The sequence below is a fragment of the Paenibacillus sp. FSL R7-0048 genome, assembly GCF_038004505.1.
In the GTDB taxonomy this organism is placed as follows: domain Bacteria; phylum Bacillota; class Bacilli; order Paenibacillales; family Paenibacillaceae; genus Paenibacillus_AQ; species Paenibacillus_AQ odorifer.
Window position 1 is genome coordinate 3,273,882 of sequence record NZ_JBBORF010000001.1, and the last position, 23,730, is coordinate 3,297,611.

Sequence of the window (23,730 nt, forward strand, 5' to 3'; positions counted from 1 at the left end):
AAGGCGAGGGATATAATTGAAGGTAAACTTTTATGATTTGGATAAGGAAAAAGAAGTTGAGCTGAAGTACGTTGTTATTATAGTTAAACATGGTGAAGAATGGATCTTAGCGAGACATCAGAACCGTTCGACGTGGGAGTTTGCCGGAGGGCATATAGAGGTTGGCGAAATCCCGGAGCAGGCTGCTGCCAGAGAATTATATGAAGAAACGGGTGCGGAACAATTCTCACTTTTTCCAATAGCTATTTATAGGGTCACTAGTATCGACGCTCCAGAAAATTATGGTAAGTTATATTTTGCAAATGTGGAACAGTTCGCAGAACTTCCTCCTTATGAGATGGCAGAAATCAGAGGATTTACTGAGATACCAAAAGAGCTGACGTATCCCTTGATTTACCCAGCCTTGATATCAAAAGTTCAGGATTTCATTAACCATTCATCTTCAGCTGTAGGATAAGAATGATAGCCCTGCTGTTGTCACATGATATGATTAATAAATAGAACAAGCAGGAGGGATTTCATTGAAAAGAGACATTCAGCATGTACCCTATGGCTATGAGCCACCAGTTGAGCAACGTAAAGGGACTTTAGTGTTTTACGACTCTTTTGAACATATAACAGATCAAGAGCTTGAAGTGGCGGCAAAAACTGCAACAGACCGGCGTTTCACCAAACTGGTGTTATATCCACTTCATGAGGAAACGGTGCGACGGATGAGCAAAGAGCCGGTGAGCGCTTATTATAAGCGAGAGGACCGGCTGCATGAATGGAAAAGGGAGCAAGGGCGTAGCTTTATCACGGTAGAGAGTTTGGAAGGGAAGCGAAAGAAGTATACTCCGCTTGATTCAGCGTTGCGGCATCTTTTGGAGATCTATCCTTCGCCGATTTTTCTGTATTTAACGCCTGAGGTGGCGAATCAGTTCGCGTCTTATTCTTCTTTTGAAGAGTGGATTGTAAAGATTCGGTTATTGTTGCCATCTGCACCTTCATCACTGCATCCACGGTTACTACAATTTCACCATCGCTGGGATGTTGTTGGAGAAGAGAGAGGTTAAGATTAACAAATTTAATTTGTGCTGCTTTGTTTACGTCTATAATTGTACATTCTCCATTGATAATGGATAAAACATCCGATACAAAAACCTAGGATTGCCACAGTGGCGGCCACCGCAACGAGCGCTGTGAAAATGTAAGCTGCGATCGTCCAGCCAACGATGAAGCTGATCAGACCCCCTGCGAGGCAGAAGACAGCAATGCTTTGATTAAACTGTTGTTGTGACCAGTCTTCGAGTACATAGTGGGAACGCTCTTTTGTCAGAAACCTGGCAGCTAGCTTAATGATGGGATTATAACCGAACAAAAGACCGAGCAATCCGGCAAACAAGGGCAGCGCTAGTATCCAGTGTTGTCCTGTTAGCCATGTTAATATTACAGAAATGACGATAAACGCCTGATTAGTTTTTACTAATGGCCGGGGAATTCCTTTGGGCACGTTTTGCATTTTATTCATACCTTTCTCATTGGAATAATTATAGTATACGCTGGGATTGTGGGAATGGGAAGTAGAGAATTTCAAGCGGACGTGGGGTGTCGGGAGTTAATTTAGTGAGGGAGAGAGAAGGTATGGAGATGGCTGGAAGCGGATGGGGAAGATGGGGCGGGCGGATGGAGGTAGGTGGAGCAGATGGGCGGATGAAGCAGACGGGCTAGAAGGGGGCAGATGGAGCAAATGGGGCGAGTGGGGGCAGAAGGAGCAGATGGGCTGGATGGAGGCAGGTAGTAATTTATTGAGAAAATACAGATGGACATTAATAGCATCCCACCCCAAGCACATTACGTCCTCACCTCCTCTCCACAGCACATTGGGCCTTCTCTCGTTCACCTCATCTCATTCACTCCATCGGACCCCAGAGTCCTTATATGCTGGAAAAGTAACCTTTTGAGTAATTATCGGACCCCAATGCAGCTATGAGCACAAAAAGGGATGAAAACAGTTCGGTTGGAGTGGAATAGCGACGGTGAGGTCCGGAAATGTGTCCAAAAGCATGTTTTAGCGCAAATAGTTGCATCTGAGTCCGATAGAAATGATAGCTTGAGAGCAAGTGTAGTAAAGGGAAAACAAAAGTGTGAGAGTAAGTGTGAAGCAAGGGAGTAGACGGACAAATGCAAGCCCGGAAATAATGTGAGGCAAGTGTGCGATCTAATGAAGCTAATAGCTCGATGAGAAGTAAATGTGAAGTAGAAGGATGTTCGAAGTTAGGAACTATCGGACCCCAGAGTCCTTATATGCTGGAAAAGCAACCTTTTGAGTAATTATCGGACTCCATTGCAGCTATGTGCACAAAATGGGATGAAAGCAGTCCGGTTTGAGGGGAATAGCGACGGTGAGGTCCGGAAAATTGTGAAAAGACATGTTTTAGCGCAAATAGCTGCATCTGAGTCCGATAGGGAGGAAGGAGCTAACCCAACCCAACCCAACCCAACCCAACCCAACCCAACCCAACCCAACCCAACCCCAACCCCCACGATCTTCCACCAAAATTACTTTGAATTTAAGTAATTTATGTGTTGACATATCTCTTTGAAATATGGTTTTATTATGTAGACCAATTGTTATAATGCAAAGGAAGTGTCAGCTTGTCGAACAAGCCGAATACGCGTGAGGCGATTTTGGACACAGCTTCGAAATTGTTTTTTTCTCAGGGATATCATGCAACAGGACTGAATCAGATTATTAAAGACAGCGATTCACCGAAGGGGTCTCTTTATTACTACTTTCCTCACGGTAAAGAAGAACTGGCTTTAACATGTATTAACCGGACTAGTGAAGTTGTCGCTCAGAAGCTTAAACATCATATGGAGAACAGCAAGAGTGCGTCTGAGGCAATGGAGGATTTCATTCTAGGAATGGCTAAAGATGCTGTGGAATCCTCATACGAAGGGATTGTTCCGTTTAGTTTTTGGTTGGCGGCGGAGACATCCTGTATTAGTGAGGAGCTGCGGACTGCGTGTAAATCTGTGTTTATGGACTTGCAGGATGTGATCAAGAAACGTCTTTTGGATGAGGGCGTAGAGAACAAGCCCGCGGCCGATAAGGCTTCAGTGGTAATCTCTTTATTTGAAGGGGCGCTTCTCCAGACGCTGACTTTTCGGGAGGAACAACCGCTTCTCGCGGCGGCAAAGTTTATCCCAGTAATACTTGGTTAGATACAGACAAATAGATAAGATTATCAGGAGGATTAAGGGTGGAAGCAACTATGCAAGGGAATCAACAAAAAGAGGTCAAGAAGTTTAAGACTATTCCAATTCTTGTCTCTTTATTACTAGCAGGTTTTATCGGAATGTTCAGTGAAACGGCATTAAATGTTGCCTTAAGCGATCTTATGAATGTCCTACAAATTACCCCAGCAACAGCACAATGGTTGACAACAGCTTATCTGCTTACACTGGGTATATTAGTACCAATTTCGGGGATGCTGCTTCAATGGTTTTCGACGAGACAGCTGTTTATAGCGGCTTTATGTTTTTCAATCCTAGGAACATTCCTAGCGGCAGTATCACCTAACTTTGAGTTCTTACTTACAGCAAGAGTGGTTCAAGCTATGGGAACAGCGCTTCTGTTGCCACTGATGTTTAATACAATCCTTATCATCATTGCTCCTGAAAAACGTGGGGCAGCAATGGGGATGATCGGTCTGGTTATTATGGTTGCTCCGGCGATTGGGCCTACCATTGCTGGACTGCTTATTGAAAGCCTCAGCTGGCACTGGATCTTCTGGTTGTCATTGCCATTCTTAGTGATTGCATTGATATTCGGGATTCTGTTCATGCAAAATGTAACAAAGGTGACGAAACCGAAGATTGATATCCTCTCCATTGTGTTATCTTCACTCGGGTTTGGCGGTATTGTGTTTGGTTTCAGCAGCGCCGGTGAAGAAGCGGGCTGGGGAAGTCCGAAAGTGATCATTGCAATCATCGTAGGTGTAGTAGCACTGTTATTGTTTGGGCTTCGTCAAATGAAGATGAAGGAGCCAATGATTAATCTGCGTGCTTTTAAATATCCAATGTTCGCTATTGGTGTAGCTATGGTATTTATCTGTATGATGGTTATTCTGTCCTCCATGTTGATTCTTCCGATGTACCTTCAACAAGGACAAGGTTATACAGCTTTCAAAGCGGGTTTGTTGCTGCTTCCAGGTGGAATTATAAACGGATTGATGTCCCCAATTATGGGTCGTATGTTTGATAAATACGGTCCGAAATGGCTCGTGATTCCAGGTCTGATTATTGCAGCAGTAGCCTTGTGGTTCTTCTCCAGTATTACTGTAGCTTCTACGGTTGTGTTCGTAATCGTACTTCACAGTACGCTTATGATTGGTATTTCGATGGTATTTATGCCGGCACAGACGAATGGTATTAACCAGTTGCCACTAGAACTTTATCCAGATGGTACAGCTATTATGAATACACTGCAGCAGGTTGCTGGTGCCATTGGTACTGCATTAGCAGTCAGCATTATGACCGCGGGTTCAAAAAGCTACATGAAAACTGTGGAGAACCCAGCAGATCCAGCTAATATGTTACCTGCGTTCACGAACGGTGTACAAAATGCTTTTATTTTCGGAATGAGTATGGCGATTGTAGGACTAATTCTTGCTTTCTTCATAAAAAGAGTAGTTGTTAATCATAAAATGGATACCCCGATGCATTAATAAATAAATTTGACGCAAGAAAAGGTGTTCGAATAGGTTAGTTTGTAAAATCCCCTTAGGATAGACAGTGAAAAAAAGTTCATGATCTCATGGACTTAACACTGTTGATCGAAGGGGATTTTTTTGTTCGCAATAAGAAAGAGGACCACTCCTCGGTAGAATACCGAAAAGCGACTCCACTTAAAGCTTTCTTTTTTAAGAAAAATGCTGGGATATATTAGTCAGATATTCTTCTTCGGCCGTATTTTCTTTCATTTGAATGAGCATTTTTGCATCTTCACCAACAACATATCGGAATTGACTTGTCCCATCTGTAGCGGCTTGATATATTGTTTCCGCAACAAGTTCTGGAGGCGAAGCATAGGCAGGTTGTTTTTCCATCTCACCCAATTTACCCAAAAATGCAGTAGTAAAAGGTTTATATTCCGTTAATGCTTCATTAAAAAAGAACTCCATCGATCTACCACCAAAGTCTGTCTGAATGGCACCAGGTTCAATTAACTTTACTTTGATGTTTTGTGATGCTAATTCATAAGATACGGATTCAGAAAAACCTTCTACGGCAAATTTCGTTGAATGATACAGAGACATTGTAGGGAAGGTTACTTTCCCACCCATAGAAGAGATATTGATCAGCAAACCATCTTGGTTAGCTCTAAAATGTGGCAGCATGGCTTTAGTCATACTGATAAGACCAAAAACGTTGACTTCAAACTGTCTTCTGATCTGCTCATCTGTAGCTACTTCTATAAGTCCCATTGTTCCATAACCAGCATTATTGAGAAGAACGTCAATTTTACCGAACCGTTTGATCGCCTCCTCTAACGCAGGTTGAATCGTGTCTGCTTTCTCAACATCGAGCCGTAACACCAACACATTATCAAGTGTAGTGAATTCACTTTCTTGTTCAGGTGAACGCATCGTGGCTACCACATTCCATCCTCTTTCAGCAAAATGTTTTGCTGTAGTTCTACCGATACCAGACGAAGCACCCGTTATAAAAATTGTTTTCATCTACAATTCCTCCTAAAAGTTTTATGAGCGGTACATCTTAACCTGGTTCGTATTAAAACTCACTTCGTAAGTACTAACTTCTCCATGTTTAACAATCCCTCAGCAATGGTTGTTAGTTTAGCCTTATATTCTTCTATGCCAATTTGAATGCAGATGATCTGTGCTGGATGCATTTCATCTTTATAAAGCGAATACTGAGCGAGTAATTGATCTAACTTATGTTGTGATTCCTCTTGAGCTTGCTTCAACCAAATAATCACCTTCTCATACCCGACAAATTCACCAAAATAAAGCCTCATCATAAAATCAGATTTCTTAATACTGTCAGCCTCTAGTGGGGCCAGTAAATAGGCATTAAAACTATCTCTTCCTTTATCCGTGATGTTTAAAAGATTTTTATTAGGCTTACCTTCCTGAGGTATGTTTTCCTTAGTAATCAGACCCTCCTTTTCCATGCGAGCAAGTGTAGGGTAAATCGTTCCATAACTAGAACTATAGAAATTAGAGAATATTTCCTCCAATAACTGCTTTATTTCGTATCCAGTCAACGATTTTTTCATAAGCATGCCTAAAATAACATCTTGACTGTTCAAAATAGGGCCTCCTTTAAGTTTCTAAATATTTGTATATCGTTATCACAATATATCAGATCTTTATATATTGAGTCAATATATATTGGACGGATACTTGGAGTTGTTTTTTTATGTATTCATTTCCCTAGAATATAAATGCAGTGGCGGTAGAATGAGGACTACAAATATGAGGATTATAATAATTAAGAGACATCCCGAAAAAACGACGATCGCTCCCTGGCAGAATACCGGGGAGCGATCGTCGTTTAATTCTCACTTTATTAATTTTCATTGTGTCCATTCCATCATATATACTCGTTGTAACTCCACGTTAAGGATCACGATACAGTAGCTACCATCATCTTTTTTCTTATAATAATACAATCCTCTTTCTTCGAGTTCTATAGGGTTCGCCTGAAATAATTTTTCGTATTTTTCTTTTTCATTGGGATAAATGGCAATCACAGAGTCTTTGAAACTTGATATCCTCTCTTTTAAGAGGTCAATGAAATCAACATTGAGGGGATGCCAAAATGCTGCGTCTTTGATTTCTTTGAATTGCTTTTCGTCATAATCTAATACGTAATAGCTTTCGCCATCCTCATGGAAACTAGGTGGACTTTCAAATATCACCTTTGACTCTGTAGGTTTAGAGATCGATATGCCCCAATTTATCTTCCACGTCTCATAATAGTTCATCGAATTGTTACGGAGCATATATCCAACGAAAACAAATATGAATAGAACGGTAAAACTCAAGATTGTTATTGTTGTTTTTCTCATCGTTGATCTCCTCAACATCCTACTTGTATTACCATTATTATACATGAATGAGGAGGGAATAAGGGATTCTTAATAGAAACTTTACATGCATAGATTTACGATGTATAGTTGTCCTAGGTATAAAAGGATAACTAATATTCATGATATACAGATATTAGTCATGGGAAAAAAAGCAAATCAACGGTATAAATCCCGTAGAATGAGGCGATTCCGTCCGACGAAGTAAATCAACGGTATAAATCCCGTAGAATGAGCGGAATCCGGTCCGAGGAAGCAGATCAACGGTATATATCCCGTAGAATGAGCGGAATCCGGCTCGACGATGCAAATCAACGGTATAAATCCCGTAGAATGAGGCGATTCCGGTCCGAGGAAGCAAATCAACGGTATATATCCCGTAGAATGAACCGAATTCGGCTCGACGAAGTAAATCAACGGTATAAATCCCGTAGAATGAGCCGTATCCGGACCGCAGAAGCAAATCAACGGTATAAATCCCGTAGAATGAGCCGAATCCGGTCCCAAGCCAATTGTAAAGTTAGAATTTAGGAGGTGTTAGCTGTTGAAAGTAAGTAAAGAGATGCTGAAGGGCAGTACGGGTACGTTAATTCTGACTCTTTTACTGGAGAAGCCATTATATGGTTATGAGTTAATCAAAGAGCTGGAGCTGAGATCACAGGGTGTTTTTTCATTAAAAGAAGGAACCTTGTATCCAATTCTGCATGCGATGGAAAGTGAGCGCTGGGTAGAGGCTTACTGGATGGAGGTAGAGGGAAGGAAGCGTAAATACTATAGAATTCTGGATGAAGGTAAAGAGAAACTCAAGGAGAAAAAAGCAGAATGGGTTATGTTTAAAGGTGCAGTTGACTCCGTTCTGGGAGAGGGTGGTGTATGATGAAAGAGAGGCAGCAGCAATTTTTGGATGAAGTGTGTGCAGAGATTAAAGCGAAAAAAACTCACCCAGAGATACGTCAAGAATTAGCTAGTCATCTAGAAGATTTAATTTGTGAAAAAGAATCAGACGGTGTATCACGGGAAGAAGCCATAGCTTGGGCGATCGCACAAATGGGGAACCCGCAAACGTTAGGAAAGGAACTTCATCTAATACATAAACCACATGTACCTTGGGAATTGTTTGGTGTTGTAGCTTTATTATCCGCGATCAGTCTGATCGGAATGAGTTCTGTGGATGTAGGCTACAGTGATATTGTTAAAGGTGCTTTTTTGGATAATGCGTTTAGACGCCAAGCGATAAATATACTCATTGGAATTGTATTGATGTTTGGATTGTATTTCATTGATTTCAGAAAGCTGAGAAGTTTCTCGTGGGTATTATACGGAACATCAATAGCAGGAATTCTGTCGAGTATATTCTGGGGGATAACAATAAATGGAGTAAATTATGGTCCTAGGATTTTTTTGATCTTACCTGATATGACATCCTATCGTCCTTATGTTTTGATAGTCGCGTTAGCAGGGATTTTAGTGAATCGTAAGGAATCGGCTAAAAAGAAAACTTGGCGGAGTGGGTTGTTCGACATAAGCCTTCTGTTAGCACCTGCATGGCTTCTTATCTCTCTAAACTCTCTTCCAGAGCTTGTGGTGTATCTAATCTCTTCACTAGTATTATATGTATGGATTACTCGCGATTGGATAAAGAGTGTAGTATTATTAGGGTTCTTTGTAATAGTTGGACTAATGTTCATCTTCAATAGCGACTACCTGATGGCCAGAATTATTAGTGCAATAAATCCATCTTTAGATCCAGAAGGTTATGGCTATATCTATCAAGTAATGCGTGAAGTTATTAGTTCAGCGGGTTGGTGGGGGCACGGATTCGGAGCAGTAGAACAAAAGCTGCCGTATGTCTACTCAGATATGTTGCCTGTCTATCTTATTCATTGTTTTGGTTGGGCGGGGGCGCTGCTTTTGCTTGCAGTTATCTCCTGGTTCTTTATCAAGCTTCTATCTACGATACGAGCGATTCGTGATCCCTATGGACAAGCTTTAGTGTTGGGGTTGGCATTTTTGCTAGCCATAAGACTAACCTATGGTCTTGCTGTTTTGAGCGGCGGAATGATGCTGACTTCTATCCCGTTCCCTTTCCTGAGCTATGGGAGTCATGTATGGTTTGAATATGCGGCTATTGGACTTTTGATGGGAATTTATCGTAGGAAGGATATTGAAGCCGTCCAGGATAATACTGTACTGAGTTAGATTCAGGATCCTCTCGTATGTCTAATTATTAAGTATGAATACTTAAGGGAGGTCTTTTAATGGGATGGAAAAAAACAGGCTTGTTAAGTATTGCCTTTGCCCTAGGCTCTATGGGAGGGTTTGGGAGTATACATACAACTGATACTGTAGCTGCCGCAGCTGTGAAAGAATCTGCAAAAGTCTATAACCAATTCCAACAATATGTACAGAAACCGGCATCTCTTGCTAACGCACGGAATTATTTGATTAACCATATCAAAGAAGTGGATACCTGGACAGCAACTCAGATGACACTCCAGCTCGAAAATGCACAGAAGGCATATTTACCTGTGTACTCTGAGAAGGTTTTTCCGGAGAATGTTCAGAAAGAGATAAATAATGCTTTTTCCAAAAGCAAAAATCTAACCTACAGCACACTCCTTAATGCGATCAAAGATGCTAATGTACGCAATATGTTAATTGAAGGACGGGATAAGGGGTTTAAGCTGGAGACTAGTGAGGGCATGTACTATCCAGTGATGCATTATGAGGGTTTCAAAAGCTTTAAGCCGTATGTCACGAAGGACATCGCTGCTTATATAGATATCATGGCCACTGAATCGAATCAACCAAGTGTTTTTGATGCAGCTATTGTGATTAGTTGGACAGAGTTAACGAACAGGGCGCTTGCACTGGAGGATTTTGTGACGAAATACCCAGCTTCCAATCGGTCAACTGTTCTTCAAAAAGAGCTGCTCAATGCAACTTCACGCTTATTATATGGATCAAGCAACACACCAGCTTATGACTATGATGAGCAAGTAATCAAACCTGAAGTAAAGAAGGCGTATGAGAATGCATTAAAAGGAAACAAAGGCGACACCAGAATCCTAATGATTTTAGAAAAACTATTGCAGTTACTTGATTCCACGAATAATAAACTCACACCTGAAGTGGAGAAATTTCTGAATCAAACGGTTAATTCGAAATGAAGAGGCGGGATCTATTGAGAAGCGGATTTAGAGGAACAAAAATCATAGTTTTCGCATTTGTGCTGTTGTTATGGACAAACACGATTTTTATGGGCAGCGCAGATGCAGCTTACGTTGGATCATCTACAGACAATGTACTGCAGCAAATGCAGCTGGAGAAGAAAAACCGCCTGCCGCAAGGATTTGTCTATTTGGATGAAGTAATTCCTACTGCTCAATTTGAGATTCGTTATTACGGGGACAATAATTTTGTAGGGAAGCGGATTGATGGTTATAAAGCGCCTTTAGCGATCTTTTCACGGACTGCAGCTACAGCCTTGAAGGCAGTAAGTGAGGATTTAGCCAAAAAAGGATATATCCTAAAAATCTATGATGCTTATCGTCCGCAGACCGCGGTGAATCATTTTGTAAGATGGTCACAGAATTCCGCGGATACTAAGATGAAGCAGCAATATTACCCGCTACTGGATAAACGTAATTTATTTAAACTCGGATTTATAGCGAAAAAATCAGGACATTCCCGTGGCAGTACCATCGATTTAACGATCGTCAATAAAGAGACCGGTGTAGATGTAGATATGGGCAGCCCGTTTGATTTTTTCGGAGAGATCTCTTTTTATGATACATCGTTGATCACCAAAACTCAGAAAGCAAATCGCGCAATTCTCAAAGAGGTTATGGTGAAGCAAGGCTTTAAACCTTATAGTAAGGAATGGTGGCATTTTACGCTGATAAAAGAACCTTTTCCTAAGCAGTATTTTGACTTCAAGGTGGAATAGTTATTTCTAAAGAAGTGGCTCAACATAATGTTGAACGGCTTCTTTTTTTTCTTGTCTTGATTATCCTTAGGATTAGCACATGCTGGAAACGCACATAATACTTGTAATAACTAAAGGGAGGTTTCGAGCGGATGATCAAAATGACAACGGTTGTTGTGTTAGGTGTTCTGTTTTTAACTAATGGATTTGGTGGATTTGCCGCTCCAACAGTATGGGCAGACTCCGGCCAGGTTAGCGTGATTTTGAATGGTAAACTACTGGAAACTGATCCCCATTCAGCCTACAACAAGGGTTCCACGGTCATGATTCCGCTCAGAGAGGCTTCCAATGCATTGAAATATACAACAACATATCAAAAAAGTTCAGAAACTATAACACTAACAAAGATAAATGAAATAATTAAATGGAAGCTTAACGAACATTTAGTTAGCATCAATAATGCACAAGAGTTGGTTTTTAAAGATGATTTCGAATTCAGACAGGATCATATCTATGTTCCAATCTCCTTTTTTAAGACAATTGGTTTATTAACCTCATATGATGGGGAGTCCAATCAAGTTGAAGTGTATACCCCTGAAGTGACAGCGAGTGTTATAGCGGGGTTACTGGTCGGCGGTAAATATAATGAATTATCGGAGCGATATCATTATGATGTGGTCGTAAATAAGCCAAGCTCAAATGGATTACTGGAAGACTGGAAGCAAATTACGATAAAAGCCGGGAATTATCATGGGATTAAATCTACAAAAAGTAGCTATAACGAGGATCAATTTTCTATCCGCTGTGTATTGGATTTTGCAGAGACAGAGATTCCACTTGAAATTATTTTGAACACATCGGGCAAAATTATAGAATTAAGAGAGACGCTCTAATCGGAAAATGATTCCATGATGACTATGCACATTTCCCAAGCGAGAAGATTTTAGGGGATTATGCATAGTCTTTTTGCTGTTCTAATATACTTTCCCAGATAATTTCTGAAGGGTATCGTAAACCCGATGTGTTTTTAATGTAAAAAATGGTTTTATTTGTTGACTTCCAGATTCATCGAATGTAAATTAAAATTTGAAATAATCAATAAAGCATTTAATTAAATTAGAGAAATGAGTGGAGTACTGGATGACAAAAACATTGACCGGAATGAGTACTGCAGAAGATCAACCCTTTTCGTTAAAAGCAATCATCCCCCCGCTTCTTGCTATTATTGTCGGTATGATTATGGTTATTCTGGATGGTACTGTTGTGAATGTGGCCGTTCCCAAGCTGGTTGATTATTTTGCTTCCGATCTCAAAACGATTCAGTGGGCGATTACGGGTTATACTTTAGCTTTAGCGGCTGTAATCCCACTCGCGGGCTGGATGACCGATCGTTTTGGATCAAAACAAGTTTTTCTGGCAACTCTTACGATGTTTATTCTTGGCTCTATGTTATGTTCGGTTGCACAAAGCTCATCTCAGCTCATTATTTTTCGTGTCATTCAAGGTCTTGGCGGGGGGATGGTTGCTCCCATTGGGATGGCGATGGTTTTTAAATTAGCTCCAGTAGAACGTCGAGGTTCTATTATGGGGATGCTTGGTATTCCAATGCTCTTAGCACCGGCACTCGGTCCAGTCTTATCCGGTTGGCTGGTGGAGTACGTAAGCTGGCACTGGATCTTTCTGATTAATGTACCTATTGGAATTGTTGGTATTATTCTTGGTGTTAAATATTTGCCGAAGTCTGAACAAAAGAGCAAAGGCAAACTCGATATCCTAGGCATTATCCTTGCCCCAATTGCCTTCTCTATGTTGGCTTATGGGGTGAATGAAGGCGGTGGAACAAGCTGGTCGTCTACTCCCGCTATTGTTGGTTTATCTGTTGGAGGGGTTGCATTGATCCTTCTTGTCATTGTGGAGCTGCTTCACAAAAATCCGCTTTTACAACTGCGAGTTTTCCGTTCGTCGGATTTCACTCGGGGTATTATTTTAACTTGGGTTATGCAAGCTGCTTTGTTTGGGTCCATGTTATTTGTGCCCCTTTACCTGCAGCAGATTCGAAGCTATACCCCGCTGGAGACCGGTTTGATTCTACTTCCGCAGGCTTTAGCTTCAGCAATCGGAATGCCGATTGGCGGCAGGTTGTTTGATAAGATCGGGGCTCGTCCGCTGGCGTTTGTTGGACTTAGTATCATTACGGTCACCTTGTTCCTGTTATCCGGAATTAGTGTTACAACAAATTTATCGTTAATTATGACATACCTGGGTTTCTTAGGCTTTGGGATGGGTCTAACGATGATGCCTTTGAATACTCATGTCTTGAATGCTGCTCCACGTGAATGGGTGGGAAGTGTAACTTCACTTACTGCTGCTGCTCAACAAGTCGTTGTTTCATTTGCTATAGCTGGAATGACAGGTTACCTGACTAGTCAGATCGCTGTTCATATGGGAGCACTGAAAGCGGGAAGTAATCCTTTGACAGCCGCAGTTAGTGGTTTTGATGATGTGTTCTTCCTGTCTGGCTGCATAGGAGTGGTAGGTGTATTGATGAGTATTATTTTGCGCAAGCCTAAGCTTTCTGCTGGCGATCCTACCTCTGGAGAGGGACAGAAGGCAGATGCGGCGATGATGATGGGGCATTAATGGAATCCATAAACTTAGATAATATAGAAAAGGCGTCGTTCAGCTTGTATAGTTGAACGACGCCTTTATTGTTATAAATGCTCTGGTTTCTTCTGAGCCCACGATGCGGGGAGACTTGCTTTACCAAGCAGCTCAGAAGCCACGATTCCCAACAGAACAAGCGCTGCGCCAGCATAGCCTTGCATCGATAACTTCTCAGCAGCGAACCAATAACCAAACATCGCAGCGAAGACCGGCTCAAGGGAGAAGATTAGTCCGGTGCGGGTTGGTGAAGTATATTTTTGAGCAATAGGTTGCAGGATGAAGCCACAGGCACTGCATAGGATACCAAGCGCTAGAATTGCTGCCCAACCTGGCAAAGTAGAGGGGAGCGAAGGTGTCTCGAAGATTGCGGACAACACTAAGGCCAACCCTCCGGCAAATCCTAACTGCAAGATTCCAATATTCAGGGAATCACATTCTTTTACCGCCTTGCCTGTAAATAAGATCTGTACCGCATAGAACACTGCCGAAAGAATACACAGAAAGTCACCCGGTTGAATAGTTAAGGTTGCATTTAAGGTAAGAAGTCCAATCCCGGCTATGGCGAGGATGGAGCCGAACACTTGCGGAGGTGCAACTCTTTTTTTGAAAATAACTCGATCCAAGATCGGTACAAAAATAACCGTCAATGCAACTAAAAATCCTGCATTTGAGGTGGTGGTTGTTTGAAGTCCGAAGGTTATACATGTGAATACGCCTAGCAGGAGGAATCCGAGGAGAGCACCATATTTTAATGTTCTCATGTCTACTCGTCTTAATCGTTTGTGGAATATCATAGCGGCTAATATAAAAGCAAGTCCGAAGCGGAGTGCAATCAGATTGAATTCGCCTAACGTACCTAACCCCATTTTCATAAATATGTAGGAGGAGCCCCAAAATAATGTTACAACTAACAGCAGCAGCTCAGCTTTGAGCGGTTTCATCTCTTCATCCATCCTTCTTCATTTTCAACTCAATATAGTATAATACGGCTCTATACATAAGGTAACTGAATGTTTATCATAGGATACATGAGTAAAACTTATGTAATTATAAGGGTGGGAACAGAGGTTGAGCATTAATAAATATGAGATTTTTCTGAAAGTTGTAGAGCTAGGCAGCTTAACAAAAGCAGCAGAAATGCTGGGTTTTACGCAATCCGGAATTAGTCACACCATTAGCAGCTTGGAAATGGAGTTTGGGTTCGCGTTATTAATTAGAAATAGATCCGGTGTGAAATTGACGGTAAACGGGGAACAAGTTCTGCAGCCTATCCGTGAAATCTTGAAGTGGAACGAGAAATTGAAGCAGGAGGTAGCGGACATCCACGGGCTAGAGATTGGCACGATCACCATCGGTACGTTCACCAGTGTGTCAGTGCATTGGCTGCCAGGGATGATTAAGCAATTTCGCAGTGAATACCCATATATAGAAATCAAGCTTATGGAAGGCGGTTATTTGGAGGTTGAGCAATGGATAGAGGCTGGAGTGATCGACTGCGGTTTTATTTCACTGCCTACACGTGAGAAGTTTGACGTAATTCCTTTAAAAAAAGACCGGATGTTAGGGATTGTATCTAAAGAGAATCCACTTAGTGCAGAACCCTTTCTTTCCTTATCGCAAATTGCTAAAGAGGATTTCATTATCCCGAAAGCAGGCTCGGATTATGATGTTAGACGTGTGCTGGATAAGGCGGGTATTAAACCTAATGTTAAATTCTCAGCAGGTGATGACTATGCCATTATGTCGATGGTGGAGAAAGGCCTTGGCATTAGTATTTTGCCAGAGCTTGTCTTGACCCGGCAAAATTATAATGTGGCCATGCTAGAATTGGAGGAACGTAGTTTCAGATCGTTAGGAATTGCTGTCCACTCTATGAAATACGCTTCTCCCGTCACCAAAAAATTTCTAAAGCATGTGCAAGTGTGGCTGAAAGATAACACCTAAATAAATACATCCGAAAATAAGAAACTGATACCTCATCAAAGTTAAGAGGGATCAGTTTTTTTGATTAGTACTTCAGCTAGTTTTTCAGAAAATAGGAACTACACACAGGCTGCTATAATCGATTTTAAAGGATTTTAGTTAAACATATGTATATATCCATTATCTTATAGTTATACGGCGTTACATAGGGTTTAAGAGACGTTAAATTGCATGTTAATCCTCTATTAATATCTGTTTTAGAATAATTAATATGTTATAATTAGAAGAGTGGAAATAAGGAATGTATTCAGATGTTCTGGAAATGTGAGGACTTTATGCACAATTACGGATGGATAAGATTAGGAGGAGGATTAAGCGATTGAGCGTTACAATAATTACACTAGTCGTAGTAGCAGTATTTATAGGTGCCTTAATGAGAACCGTGTTTGGTTTTGGTGAAGCGATTGTGAGCATGCCACTGCTTGCACTGCTCCCGATTCCTATACATACCTCAGTTTCTTTGATTGGATTGGCAGGCCTCACGGTTGCCTCACTTACAGTTGTGAGTGGGTGGCGGCATATAGAACGACCTATTTTGATTCGATTAGCACTCTCAACAGTGATAGGAATTCCTGTAGGACTAGTCATGCTTTATTTAGCACCGGCAAGTGTAATTATGACTGGCCTTGGTATATTTTTGATTGTTTATGGAGTTTATTCGGTGATTAAGAAGAGAATATTTAAGACGATCGATCATCCATTGCTTAAGGCAAAAGGCTGGGTGTATCCTTTCGGATTCGCTTCGGGTGTACTTGGCGGTGCTTATAACTTTAATGGTGTCCCTGTCGTGATCTATGGTACTTTACGACAATGGAATCCGGATCGTTTTCGGGGTACGTTGCAAGCTCATTTTCTTATTTCTGGTGTACTCGTTGTAACGGGTCATGCTATCGGGGGATTGTGGACGGTGGATGCTCTTGTTCTTTATGGATATTCTATTCCAGCAATTCTCTTAGCTACGGTCCTTGGGGTATATGTGAATAAACGTATTCCTGCTAAAAAATTTGAGAGTTACTTATTTCTGATTATCATTTTACTTGGTGTCCTAATGCTAGTGCCTCGCGGATAGTTGAAAAGAAAAAGAAAGACGTTCTTCCCCCTTACTGTATATGAACGTCTTTTAAATTTATCCAATCTTAGGGTTGACGAAGAGCCTTGTTCATGAGAAAATGTACGCGCGTACATTAAATGAATGCGTTTTCGAATAGCGAATTGAACGAGGCTAAATGTCACTGTTCATAACCTATGAGAAGGAGGAATTTATATCGCCAGCCGTAAAGAGGTTGCCGAGCTTGCAGGTGTCTCAGAAGCCACAGTATCTCGCGTGTTAAACAATGTTGGTCCGATTAAGGAAGAAACGAAGGAACGTGTGTTGGCAGCTGCACTGAAGCTAGGCTATACCCCTAGTTCACTTGCTCAGAGCTTTGCTCGTAGACGGAGCGGGAACCTGGGTGTAGTGATGCCTTATTTGCCGAAAGCCCGCTTGTTCTCCACTTATTATTTTTCGGAAATATTAAGTGGAATAGGGAGCAAGGCGCGAGAAGAGGGTTATGATCTGTTAATGCTGTTTCGGAATGCCGAAGCGCCAATGGATTATAACGAGTTGTTTAAGATGCGGAAGATCGATGCTTGCATTGTGCTTGGCGCTAAAGAAGAGCCAGGTGAGCTAGCCTCACTCCGCCGTTTGAAGGAAGAAGACCATCCTTTTTGTCTGATTAATCAGCATTTTGCTGGGGAAGCTTTTCACGAGGTGGATGCCGATCATGTCGAAGGAAGCTGGCAAGCGGCTAAACACTTACTGGAACAAGGGTTTAAGAGGATTGCTTTTCTAAATGGGCCAGAATCTTATTCCAACAGCCGAGATCGTTTAACGGGGTATACCCGCGCTTTGGCAGAGGTGAATCTTTCTGTAGACTCTTCACTTTTGTTCGAAGGTAACTTCAGCCGGAAAAGCGGAATTATAGCTGCCAAAGAAATGTTGCCTTTGCTGAATGAGATTGATGCGATTATGGCCGCCAATGATCGGATGGCCATAGGTTTGCAGCAAGGACTACAGGAGTTAGGAATACCAAGGGATCGCCTGCCAGCTATTGTGGGTTATGATGATTCGGAAGCTGCGGAGCTTACCACACCTGCATTAAGCAGTGTGCGGGTTCCCTTTTACGAACTAGGTGAACTTGCCGCAGCCCAAATCATTGAATTGCTGGGAAACAATCTGGCAGAAGTACCCGCACCAGCCGTACAGATCAAATTACCGACAGAACTAGTTATACGAGCTTCATCTAAATCTATCAACACTTAGGAGGAATAAGATGAAACAGCTTCGCATTGGAATGATCGGTTATAAATTTATGGGTAAAGCCCACAGTAATGCTTATCGCAGTTTGCCTATGTTTTTCCCGAAAGCGCTTAAACCGGAAATGTCTGTAATCTGTGGACGTAATAGTGAAGCGCTTGGAGAAGCTGCATCGCAGTTAGGCTGGGCGGATTGTGTTACGGACTGGAAGGATCTGATCGCTCGAGAGGATATTGATCTTATAGATATTAATGCTCCCAGCAACGCGCATAAGGAGATAGCTTTGGCAGCAGCCAAAGCAGGTAAACATATTTTTTGTGAAAAACCACTTGCGCTGACCTTGGCGGATTCCCGTGAAATGCTGCAAGCTGCTGAAGACGCGGGAGTTACACATATGGTTGGTTTTAATTATCGCTTTTCTCCGGCAGTTCGACTGGCTAAGAAGCTCATAGAGAGTGGGCGGCTGGGAAAGATTTATCATTTTCGGGCTTGGTTTCTACAAGATTGGATAATAGATCCGGATTTCCCTTTAGTATGGAGACTGCAGAAGGATATCGCCGGTTCGGGTTCGCATGGAGATCTGGGGGCGCATCTCATAGATTTGGCTCATTTCTTAGTAGGTGATATGAAGGAAGTAATCGGCATGAGCGAGACCTTCATAAAAGAGCGTCCGCTCGCCGCTGAAATGACTGGTTTAAGCGCTAAAGGAGATAAGGATGCACCCAAGGGTAAGGTTACCGTTGACGATGCCACCTTGTTTTTAGCCCGTTTTGATAATGGTGCTCTGGGCAGCTTTGAAGCTACAAGATTCGCAGCGGGTCATCGCTCTACCAATTCTTTTGAGATCAATGGAAGTCTTGGCAGTGTGAAATTCGACTTTGAACGTATGAATGAATTGGAAGTTTATTTGACCTCGGATGCCGAGGATGTGCAAGGTTTTCGCCGTGTGCTGGCGACCGATCCTGCTCATGAGTATGCAGAGGCTTGGTGGCCGCCTGGTCATACGATTGGTTTTGAACATACGTTTATTCACGAAATGCTGGAGCTTTCTAACGCAATTGAAGAAGGTCGTCAGCCAGAACCAAATTTCAATGATGGAGTGAAATGCCAAGCGGTGTTAGAGGCAGTAGAACGCTCTATTGATGAACGCCGGTGGGTCGATTTATCTGAGATGTAATCTAACCTTAGAAGGAGTGCTGAAGATGAGAAAAGCATTGATTGTATGGGGCGGTTGGGAGGGTCATGAGCCTGAGCAGGTAGCGGATATATTCGCTAAAATGCTGCAAGAGGAACAGTTTGAAGTTGAAGTATCGAATACACTGGAGGCTTTTGCTGATGCAGATAAGCTTCTTGGACTAGATTTGATCGTTCCGGTATGGACGATGGGTACAATCGAGCAGGATTTTGTGAATCATGTCTCCGCAGCTGTACAGCATGGAACAGGTCTTGCCGGTTGCCATGGCGGGATGTGTGATTCTTTTCGTAATAATGTAGATTGGCAGTTTATGACGGGTGGACAATGGGTAGCTCATCCTGGGAATGACGGCGTTAACTATACCGTAGAGATTTGTCAAAGCTCAAGTCCTCTGGTAGAAGGATTAGAAGATTTCAGCGTTTGCTCAGAGCAATATTATCTGCATGTAGATCCAGCTGTTGAAGTGCTTGCTACGACTCGTTTTCCAGTAGTTGAAGGACCTCATTCGTATAATAAGGCTGTTGATATGCCAGTAGCTTGGACAAAACGTTGGGGCTTGGGCAGAGTTTATTATAATTCACTGGGGCATCATGCGGACATTGTAGATCAGCCGCAAGTGCGTGAAATGATGCGCAGAGGGTTAATATGGGCAGCTGAAGGTAAAGCGCAAGCATTATCCAATGTTTCGGGGGTTAATAATAGCTATAGTGGAATGGCAGACAGTCAATAAATTCTGGGAGCGATCAGCGAATGGATAAAGTCAAAGTTGGTATTATTGGATGCGGTAAAATCAGTAGCATCTATATGGAGAACTGTCAAAAGTTCGAGATCCTTGATCTAGTTGCATGTGCGGATTTAGATTTGGTGAGAGCACAAGAACAAGCGGATAAATACAATATTCCAAACGTCTATACCACAGAACAATTACTGAATGATCCAGAGATAGAAATCGTAATCAACTTAACGATCCCAGCTGTTCATGCGGAAGTATGCCTGAAAGCTATTGAAGCGGGTAAACATGTATACGTTGAGAAACCTCTAGCTGTGACGAGAGAAGAAGGCCGCAAAGTTCTGTCAGCTGCGCGGGAAAAGGGAGTACTTGTGGGCAGTGCACCGGAGACATTCTTCGGAGCGGGAATTCAAACGGTTTTGAAGCTGATAGATGAAGGAGTAATTGGCGAACCTGTTGCAGCTACTTCGTTTATGCTGGGCCGTGGACATGAGCATTGGCATCCAGATCCGGAATTTTATTATGCCGCTGGTGGAGGTCCAATGTTCGATATGGGTCCTTACTATTTGACGGCTTTGGTGCAGCTGCTGGGTCCTATTCATACGGTTAGCGGAATGACTGGGAAAGCGCTGGAAGAACGTACGATTACAAGCGAGAAGAAATTTGGGAATAAAATTCCTGTTCAAATTCCAACTCACGTAGCCGGAACCTTACGATTTGAAAATGGTGCCATTGCAACGTTGATTACAAGCTTTGATATCTTTGGCGGGAGCAACCTGCCGCATATAGAAATCTACGGAACGCTAGGAACGATTCAAGTTCCAGACCCGAATAACTTTGGGGGTCCCGTGAAACTCCGGCTTATGGGTGAGAATGAGTGGACGGAACAGCCGTTGTTGTCAGGGTATGATCAGAATACCCGCGGGATTGGACCAGCAGATATGGCTTACGCCATTCGTACGGGTAGAGGGCATCGTGCCAGTGGAGAACTGGCTTATCACGTATTAGAAGCAATGTGGGCTTTCCATGATTCTTCTGATGCTCATTCATTCTACGAAATGGAAAGCACCTGCACTCGTCCGGCGGCACTTCCAATCGGTCTTGCTCCTTACACTTTGGATTAGAGAATTCTTCCTGAAACTGCAACCTATCACTTCCGGTCTTCGTTTGAGAAGATGAAGAGTGGAGGTGTTAATAGGATGCGTAAGATAATTATTGGTTGGATATGGATTCCCGTTGTTATTTTGTTAATCAGTGGCTGTTCAGAGGCTCAACAAGCGAATAAGGAGCCGGTTCCAACTCCTGTAATTAGTTCAGAACCACAAATTTTAGCTTCTACGAACCCCGCAATGGATGATCCAGGCGCGGTTAAGACTTTCTTATCTGCTCAGAAGATTCCTAACGGAGATATTTATCTGCAAGATAACAAGGTTCATATTAATATTGTAGGTTTGAACTCGGAGATTGAGCAAAGCCTTGCTCAGACTTTCACTGCAGGTACTTATGAGCTTCATGATGTGAAATATACGATGCAAGAGTTATTAGCTGCTCAAGAATTGTTGCATGAACAAGAACTATACCAGAAGCTGAATCTCTACGGCTCTGGTGTAGATACGATTGGTAATAAAGTAACTATTACCATTCCGTCAGATGATGCGGAAGCAGCTAAGCTTGAAATTGAAAAGTGGATCGATCCAAAGATGTTGACCTATGATATTTCAGAAATAGGTGATCCGCATGTAGTAGGTACAATCGTTGATATCGATACTAAACAGGCGAAGCGGATTCTAATCCTTGAACCTGGTAACGAAGATCCATCTTACTGGTTCACATTCAATGCGAAATCTGAAATGTTTAATGAAGCAGGAGAGACCATCAGCTTTAAGGATTTACAGGTTGGACAGCAGGTTAAGTTATGGAATACAGGGATGGTGCTGGAATCTTTTCCCGCGCTTGCGAGTGTGCGGAGGATGGAGCTAGCAATTACTGAATAATCTAATAGACCCGTCAACAGGTAGCAAGTGCTTCACGTATTTGAACTGTAGATGGAAAGTGAGGGTGCTCTAACCCTCACTTTTTTTAATTAGGAATAGTATACTTTTTCTACTTTATATAATGTATGCTCGATTGTTGGACAGAGATTGGCATGTACTTTGTAATATTTAACTCGAAAATATAAACTTTTCAAAAAGTTCTTTATATTATTTTTTTGTTTAAAGGCAGGAAGAAATTCTGGATTTTTCTCCACATCACCAAAACTTTGAATCCATTGCTCTACATAAGTCTGACTAAGCATTTTTCTATCTAAAACACTCATTATGGATCTTACCATTCGCTCATCTTCCCCATCGGAGTATATTCGATCTGTTATGGTCATCTTTTCGTAAACCAAATCGAGGATAGCTATGAGGTCATTTTCATCCAGTTCGGAGCATTGAGCCAATTCATCTAAAGTATCTGCTGCATGGGCTATAGCATGAGCCCAGCCTTTTTCTTCGACATACCCCCGGTAATCCCGCTCATTTTGCACACTGCAAAATACCTTCTCCTTTATCTGATGAATTTGCTCTCTTGAGAGAAATGGTGATTCTTTATGCCTCATGAAGAGGAGTGGGATGACTAGCATAGAGAAGGATCTAGTAAAGACAGAGTCTGTATTGGTTTCACCAAGCTTAAAATGCAAATGGTTTTTATCCAAGATAAGAGGTATAAGTTGTTGCAGTCCGTTTGTAGTTAGAGAATTACCTGAGATCCAATGTGATAAGGTTGTATAAATTAGCTCATCCCGTAGTTGGGCATCTAAAGAACCAATGTTATTTATCATTTCTTGTACCAACTGGAAGGTATCGGGAGGTGCTTGGTAATCATTTTCTTTTATGCATATCAACGTTTCTTTTAAATTCATTTTATAATCTCCTATTTTCCAGTGTGAATTATTTTCTAATACCGGATGGTGTAGTTCCTTTATATTGCTTAAACAGCTTGGTAAAATAATTAGGATTGTCGCAGCCCACTCGTCCAGCAATCTCCGTTACAGTAAAATCTGTCTCCAGCAGCAGTCGTTCTGCTTCATTTACGCGGCAAAGATTAACATAATCGATGAAGGTTCGGCCGGTGAGCTTCTTAAAGGTTTTGCAGAAATGGTATGGATTTAGATTAACGGATCTCGCGGCGCTTTCAATGGTCATTTTCTCATCAAAATGGTTCTCCATGTACTCCAGCAGTGGCTTAAAACGCTCACGATTGAAGGATTGACGTTCATTTGTTCTGCCAGAAACCTGTTCAGGCAAAAAGGTACGGGAGAGCAATACAAAAAGCAGATGGAGTTGATTTTTGATGATCAGCTGAAATGCAGGACCTTTCTGATGCACTTCATCCACGATAGTGTTCAGAAGAGAGTAATAAGTAGAACAGGTTGGAACTAGTGCTGCTGGTTTAACTGGTAGCTGATATCGATTCTCCAAATAGGGAGCTACGAATTGTTCATGTTGAGGATCTTGCTTCCAATCTTTAAATAAAGAACTATGAAATACGACGGATATAAATCGGACATGATCATCCCGCAGACTATATCCAACATGCAAACCTCCAGAAGGAACAAACAAAACCTCTCCGGGATGCAGTTCGTAGGGCTTGCTGTCGATGTGGAAAATGGCGCTGCCTGCTTGCATGATAATGATTTCGAAATGCTCATGCCAGTGTAGAAAAAGGATGTTCTGGCCGATTTTCGCATGTCTGCATTCATTAAAAAACAATCGAAACGGATAGGTGTTTCCTTCTAATTGAGGGTATTCTTTAAGATCATTAGGATAGCTCAATATTTATTCAACTCCCA

General features: G+C 42.0%; 25 protein-coding genes. 17 read left to right on the forward strand and 8 right to left on the reverse strand.

Going from position 1 to position 23,730, the window contains the following annotated elements; genetic code table 11:
* Positions 1–16 precede the first annotated feature (16 nt).
* Complete coding sequence (locus NSQ91_RS14700) at positions 17–457, forward strand: NUDIX hydrolase (RefSeq protein WP_280752839.1); 441 nt, start codon at positions 17–19, stop codon at positions 455–457.
* Between the two features lie 64 nt (positions 458–521).
* Positions 522–1,055, forward strand: a complete 534-nt coding sequence (locus NSQ91_RS14705) for a hypothetical protein (protein WP_076305476.1) — start codon at positions 522–524, stop codon at positions 1,053–1,055.
* An 11-nt stretch (positions 1,056–1,066) separates the two neighbouring features.
* Here the strand turns inward: NSQ91_RS14705 and NSQ91_RS14710 are convergent, their stop codons facing one another.
* On the reverse strand, positions 1,067–1,501 hold the full coding sequence (locus tag NSQ91_RS14710; RefSeq protein ID WP_076126204.1) for a DUF4395 domain-containing protein: 435 nt from the start codon (positions 1,499–1,501) through the stop codon (positions 1,067–1,069).
* Between the two features lie 1,136 nt (positions 1,502–2,637).
* Here NSQ91_RS14710 and NSQ91_RS14715 point away from each other — a divergent pair.
* Positions 2,638–3,207, forward strand: coding sequence for a TetR/AcrR family transcriptional regulator (locus NSQ91_RS14715; RefSeq protein ID WP_076279005.1), 570 nt, complete (start codon positions 2,638–2,640; stop codon positions 3,205–3,207).
* Between the two features lie 50 nt (positions 3,208–3,257).
* Positions 3,258–4,712 carry a DHA2 family efflux MFS transporter permease subunit gene (locus NSQ91_RS14720; RefSeq protein WP_076305078.1) on the forward strand — a complete coding sequence of 485 codons (1,455 nt, stop codon included), beginning with the start codon at positions 3,258–3,260 and terminating at the stop codon, positions 4,710–4,712.
* 195 nt (positions 4,713–4,907) lie between these two features.
* On the opposite strand, the gene NSQ91_RS14725 is transcribed toward NSQ91_RS14720, so the two are convergent.
* From NSQ91_RS14725 to NSQ91_RS14740, 4 genes are all read right to left on the reverse strand, one after another.
* On the reverse strand, positions 4,908–5,726 hold the full coding sequence (locus tag NSQ91_RS14725) for an SDR family oxidoreductase (protein WP_076186022.1): 819 nt from the start codon (positions 5,724–5,726) through the stop codon (positions 4,908–4,910).
* A 59-nt stretch (positions 5,727–5,785) separates the two neighbouring features.
* Positions 5,786–6,319, reverse strand: coding sequence for a PadR family transcriptional regulator (locus NSQ91_RS14730; RefSeq protein WP_081388325.1), 534 nt, complete (start codon positions 6,317–6,319; stop codon positions 5,786–5,788).
* 267 nt (positions 6,320–6,586) lie between these two features.
* Complete coding sequence (locus NSQ91_RS14735; RefSeq protein WP_076305048.1) at positions 6,587–7,081, reverse strand: hypothetical protein; 495 nt, start codon at positions 7,079–7,081, stop codon at positions 6,587–6,589.
* 154 nt (positions 7,082–7,235) lie between these two features.
* Positions 7,236–7,562, reverse strand: coding sequence for a hypothetical protein (locus NSQ91_RS14740; RefSeq protein WP_143763924.1), 327 nt, complete (start codon positions 7,560–7,562; stop codon positions 7,236–7,238).
* 81 nt (positions 7,563–7,643) lie between these two features.
* Between NSQ91_RS14740 and NSQ91_RS14745 the strand changes: the two genes are divergently transcribed.
* The 6 genes from NSQ91_RS14745 (at position 7,644) to NSQ91_RS14770 (ending at position 13,667) form a co-directional block, all read left to right on the forward strand.
* A complete protein-coding gene (locus NSQ91_RS14745; RefSeq protein ID WP_036678319.1) occupies positions 7,644–7,976 on the forward strand; it encodes a PadR family transcriptional regulator in 333 nt (110 codons plus the stop codon).
* Positions 7,973–9,298, forward strand: a complete 1,326-nt coding sequence (locus NSQ91_RS14750; protein WP_076305049.1) for an FtsW/RodA/SpoVE family cell cycle protein — start codon at positions 7,973–7,975, stop codon at positions 9,296–9,298. The genes NSQ91_RS14745 and NSQ91_RS14750 overlap by 4 nt, the downstream gene beginning before the upstream one ends.
* 59 nt (positions 9,299–9,357) lie before the next feature.
* Positions 9,358–10,269, forward strand: a complete 912-nt coding sequence (locus NSQ91_RS14755) for a hypothetical protein (RefSeq protein ID WP_076305050.1) — start codon at positions 9,358–9,360, stop codon at positions 10,267–10,269.
* Positions 10,270–10,283: 14 nt separating this feature from the next.
* Positions 10,284–11,048 carry a M15 family metallopeptidase gene (locus tag NSQ91_RS14760; RefSeq protein WP_217696535.1) on the forward strand — a complete coding sequence of 255 codons (765 nt, stop codon included), beginning with the start codon at positions 10,284–10,286 and terminating at the stop codon, positions 11,046–11,048.
* 131 nt (positions 11,049–11,179) lie between these two features.
* Positions 11,180–11,920, forward strand: a complete 741-nt coding sequence (locus NSQ91_RS14765; protein WP_076305051.1) for a copper amine oxidase N-terminal domain-containing protein — start codon at positions 11,180–11,182, stop codon at positions 11,918–11,920.
* A gap of 247 nt (positions 11,921–12,167) precedes the next feature.
* Positions 12,168–13,667, forward strand: a complete 1,500-nt coding sequence (locus NSQ91_RS14770; RefSeq protein WP_076280733.1) for an MDR family MFS transporter — start codon at positions 12,168–12,170, stop codon at positions 13,665–13,667.
* A gap of 71 nt (positions 13,668–13,738) precedes the next feature.
* On the opposite strand, the gene NSQ91_RS14775 is transcribed toward NSQ91_RS14770, so the two are convergent.
* Positions 13,739–14,632 (reverse strand): DMT family transporter, encoded by an 894-nt coding sequence (locus NSQ91_RS14775; protein ID WP_076129293.1) that lies wholly within the window; start codon positions 14,630–14,632, stop codon positions 13,739–13,741.
* 127 nt (positions 14,633–14,759) lie between these two features.
* Here NSQ91_RS14775 and NSQ91_RS14780 point away from each other — a divergent pair, with 127 nt between their 5' ends.
* The 7 genes from NSQ91_RS14780 (at position 14,760) to NSQ91_RS14810 (ending at position 21,889) form a co-directional block, all read left to right on the forward strand.
* Positions 14,760–15,635: a LysR family transcriptional regulator gene (locus tag NSQ91_RS14780; RefSeq protein WP_076185996.1), complete on the forward strand. Its 876-nt coding sequence runs from the start codon at positions 14,760–14,762 to the stop codon at positions 15,633–15,635.
* Between the two features lie 358 nt (positions 15,636–15,993).
* Positions 15,994–16,743 carry a sulfite exporter TauE/SafE family protein gene (locus NSQ91_RS14785; RefSeq protein ID WP_076185994.1) on the forward strand — a complete coding sequence of 250 codons (750 nt, stop codon included), beginning with the start codon at positions 15,994–15,996 and terminating at the stop codon, positions 16,741–16,743.
* 189 nt (positions 16,744–16,932) lie between these two features.
* Positions 16,933–17,976, forward strand: a complete 1,044-nt coding sequence (locus NSQ91_RS14790) for a LacI family DNA-binding transcriptional regulator (RefSeq protein WP_076194330.1) — start codon at positions 16,933–16,935, stop codon at positions 17,974–17,976.
* A gap of 10 nt (positions 17,977–17,986) precedes the next feature.
* Positions 17,987–19,147 (forward strand): Gfo/Idh/MocA family protein, encoded by a 1,161-nt coding sequence (locus NSQ91_RS14795; RefSeq protein ID WP_076185992.1) that lies wholly within the window; start codon positions 17,987–17,989, stop codon positions 19,145–19,147.
* A 25-nt stretch (positions 19,148–19,172) separates the two neighbouring features.
* A complete protein-coding gene (locus tag NSQ91_RS14800) occupies positions 19,173–19,895 on the forward strand; it encodes a ThuA domain-containing protein (protein WP_076129298.1) in 723 nt (240 codons plus the stop codon).
* A 20-nt stretch (positions 19,896–19,915) separates the two neighbouring features.
* The gene (locus tag NSQ91_RS14805; RefSeq protein WP_076278996.1) at positions 19,916–21,019 is read left to right on the forward strand and encodes a Gfo/Idh/MocA family protein; all 1,104 of its coding nucleotides are present in this window, start codon (positions 19,916–19,918) and stop codon (positions 21,017–21,019) included.
* Positions 21,020–21,094: 75 nt separating this feature from the next.
* Positions 21,095–21,889: a hypothetical protein gene (locus NSQ91_RS14810; RefSeq protein ID WP_076185986.1), complete on the forward strand. Its 795-nt coding sequence runs from the start codon at positions 21,095–21,097 to the stop codon at positions 21,887–21,889.
* An 89-nt stretch (positions 21,890–21,978) separates the two neighbouring features.
* Here the strand turns inward: NSQ91_RS14810 and NSQ91_RS14815 are convergent, their stop codons facing one another.
* Entirely contained in the window at positions 21,979–22,800 is an 822-nt protein-coding gene (locus tag NSQ91_RS14815; RefSeq protein ID WP_076305052.1) for a DUF2785 domain-containing protein, read from the reverse strand.
* A 28-nt stretch (positions 22,801–22,828) separates the two neighbouring features.
* Complete coding sequence (locus tag NSQ91_RS14820) at positions 22,829–23,713, reverse strand: helix-turn-helix domain-containing protein (protein ID WP_076185982.1); 885 nt, start codon at positions 23,711–23,713, stop codon at positions 22,829–22,831.
* Between the last annotated feature and the right edge of the window lie 17 nt (positions 23,714–23,730).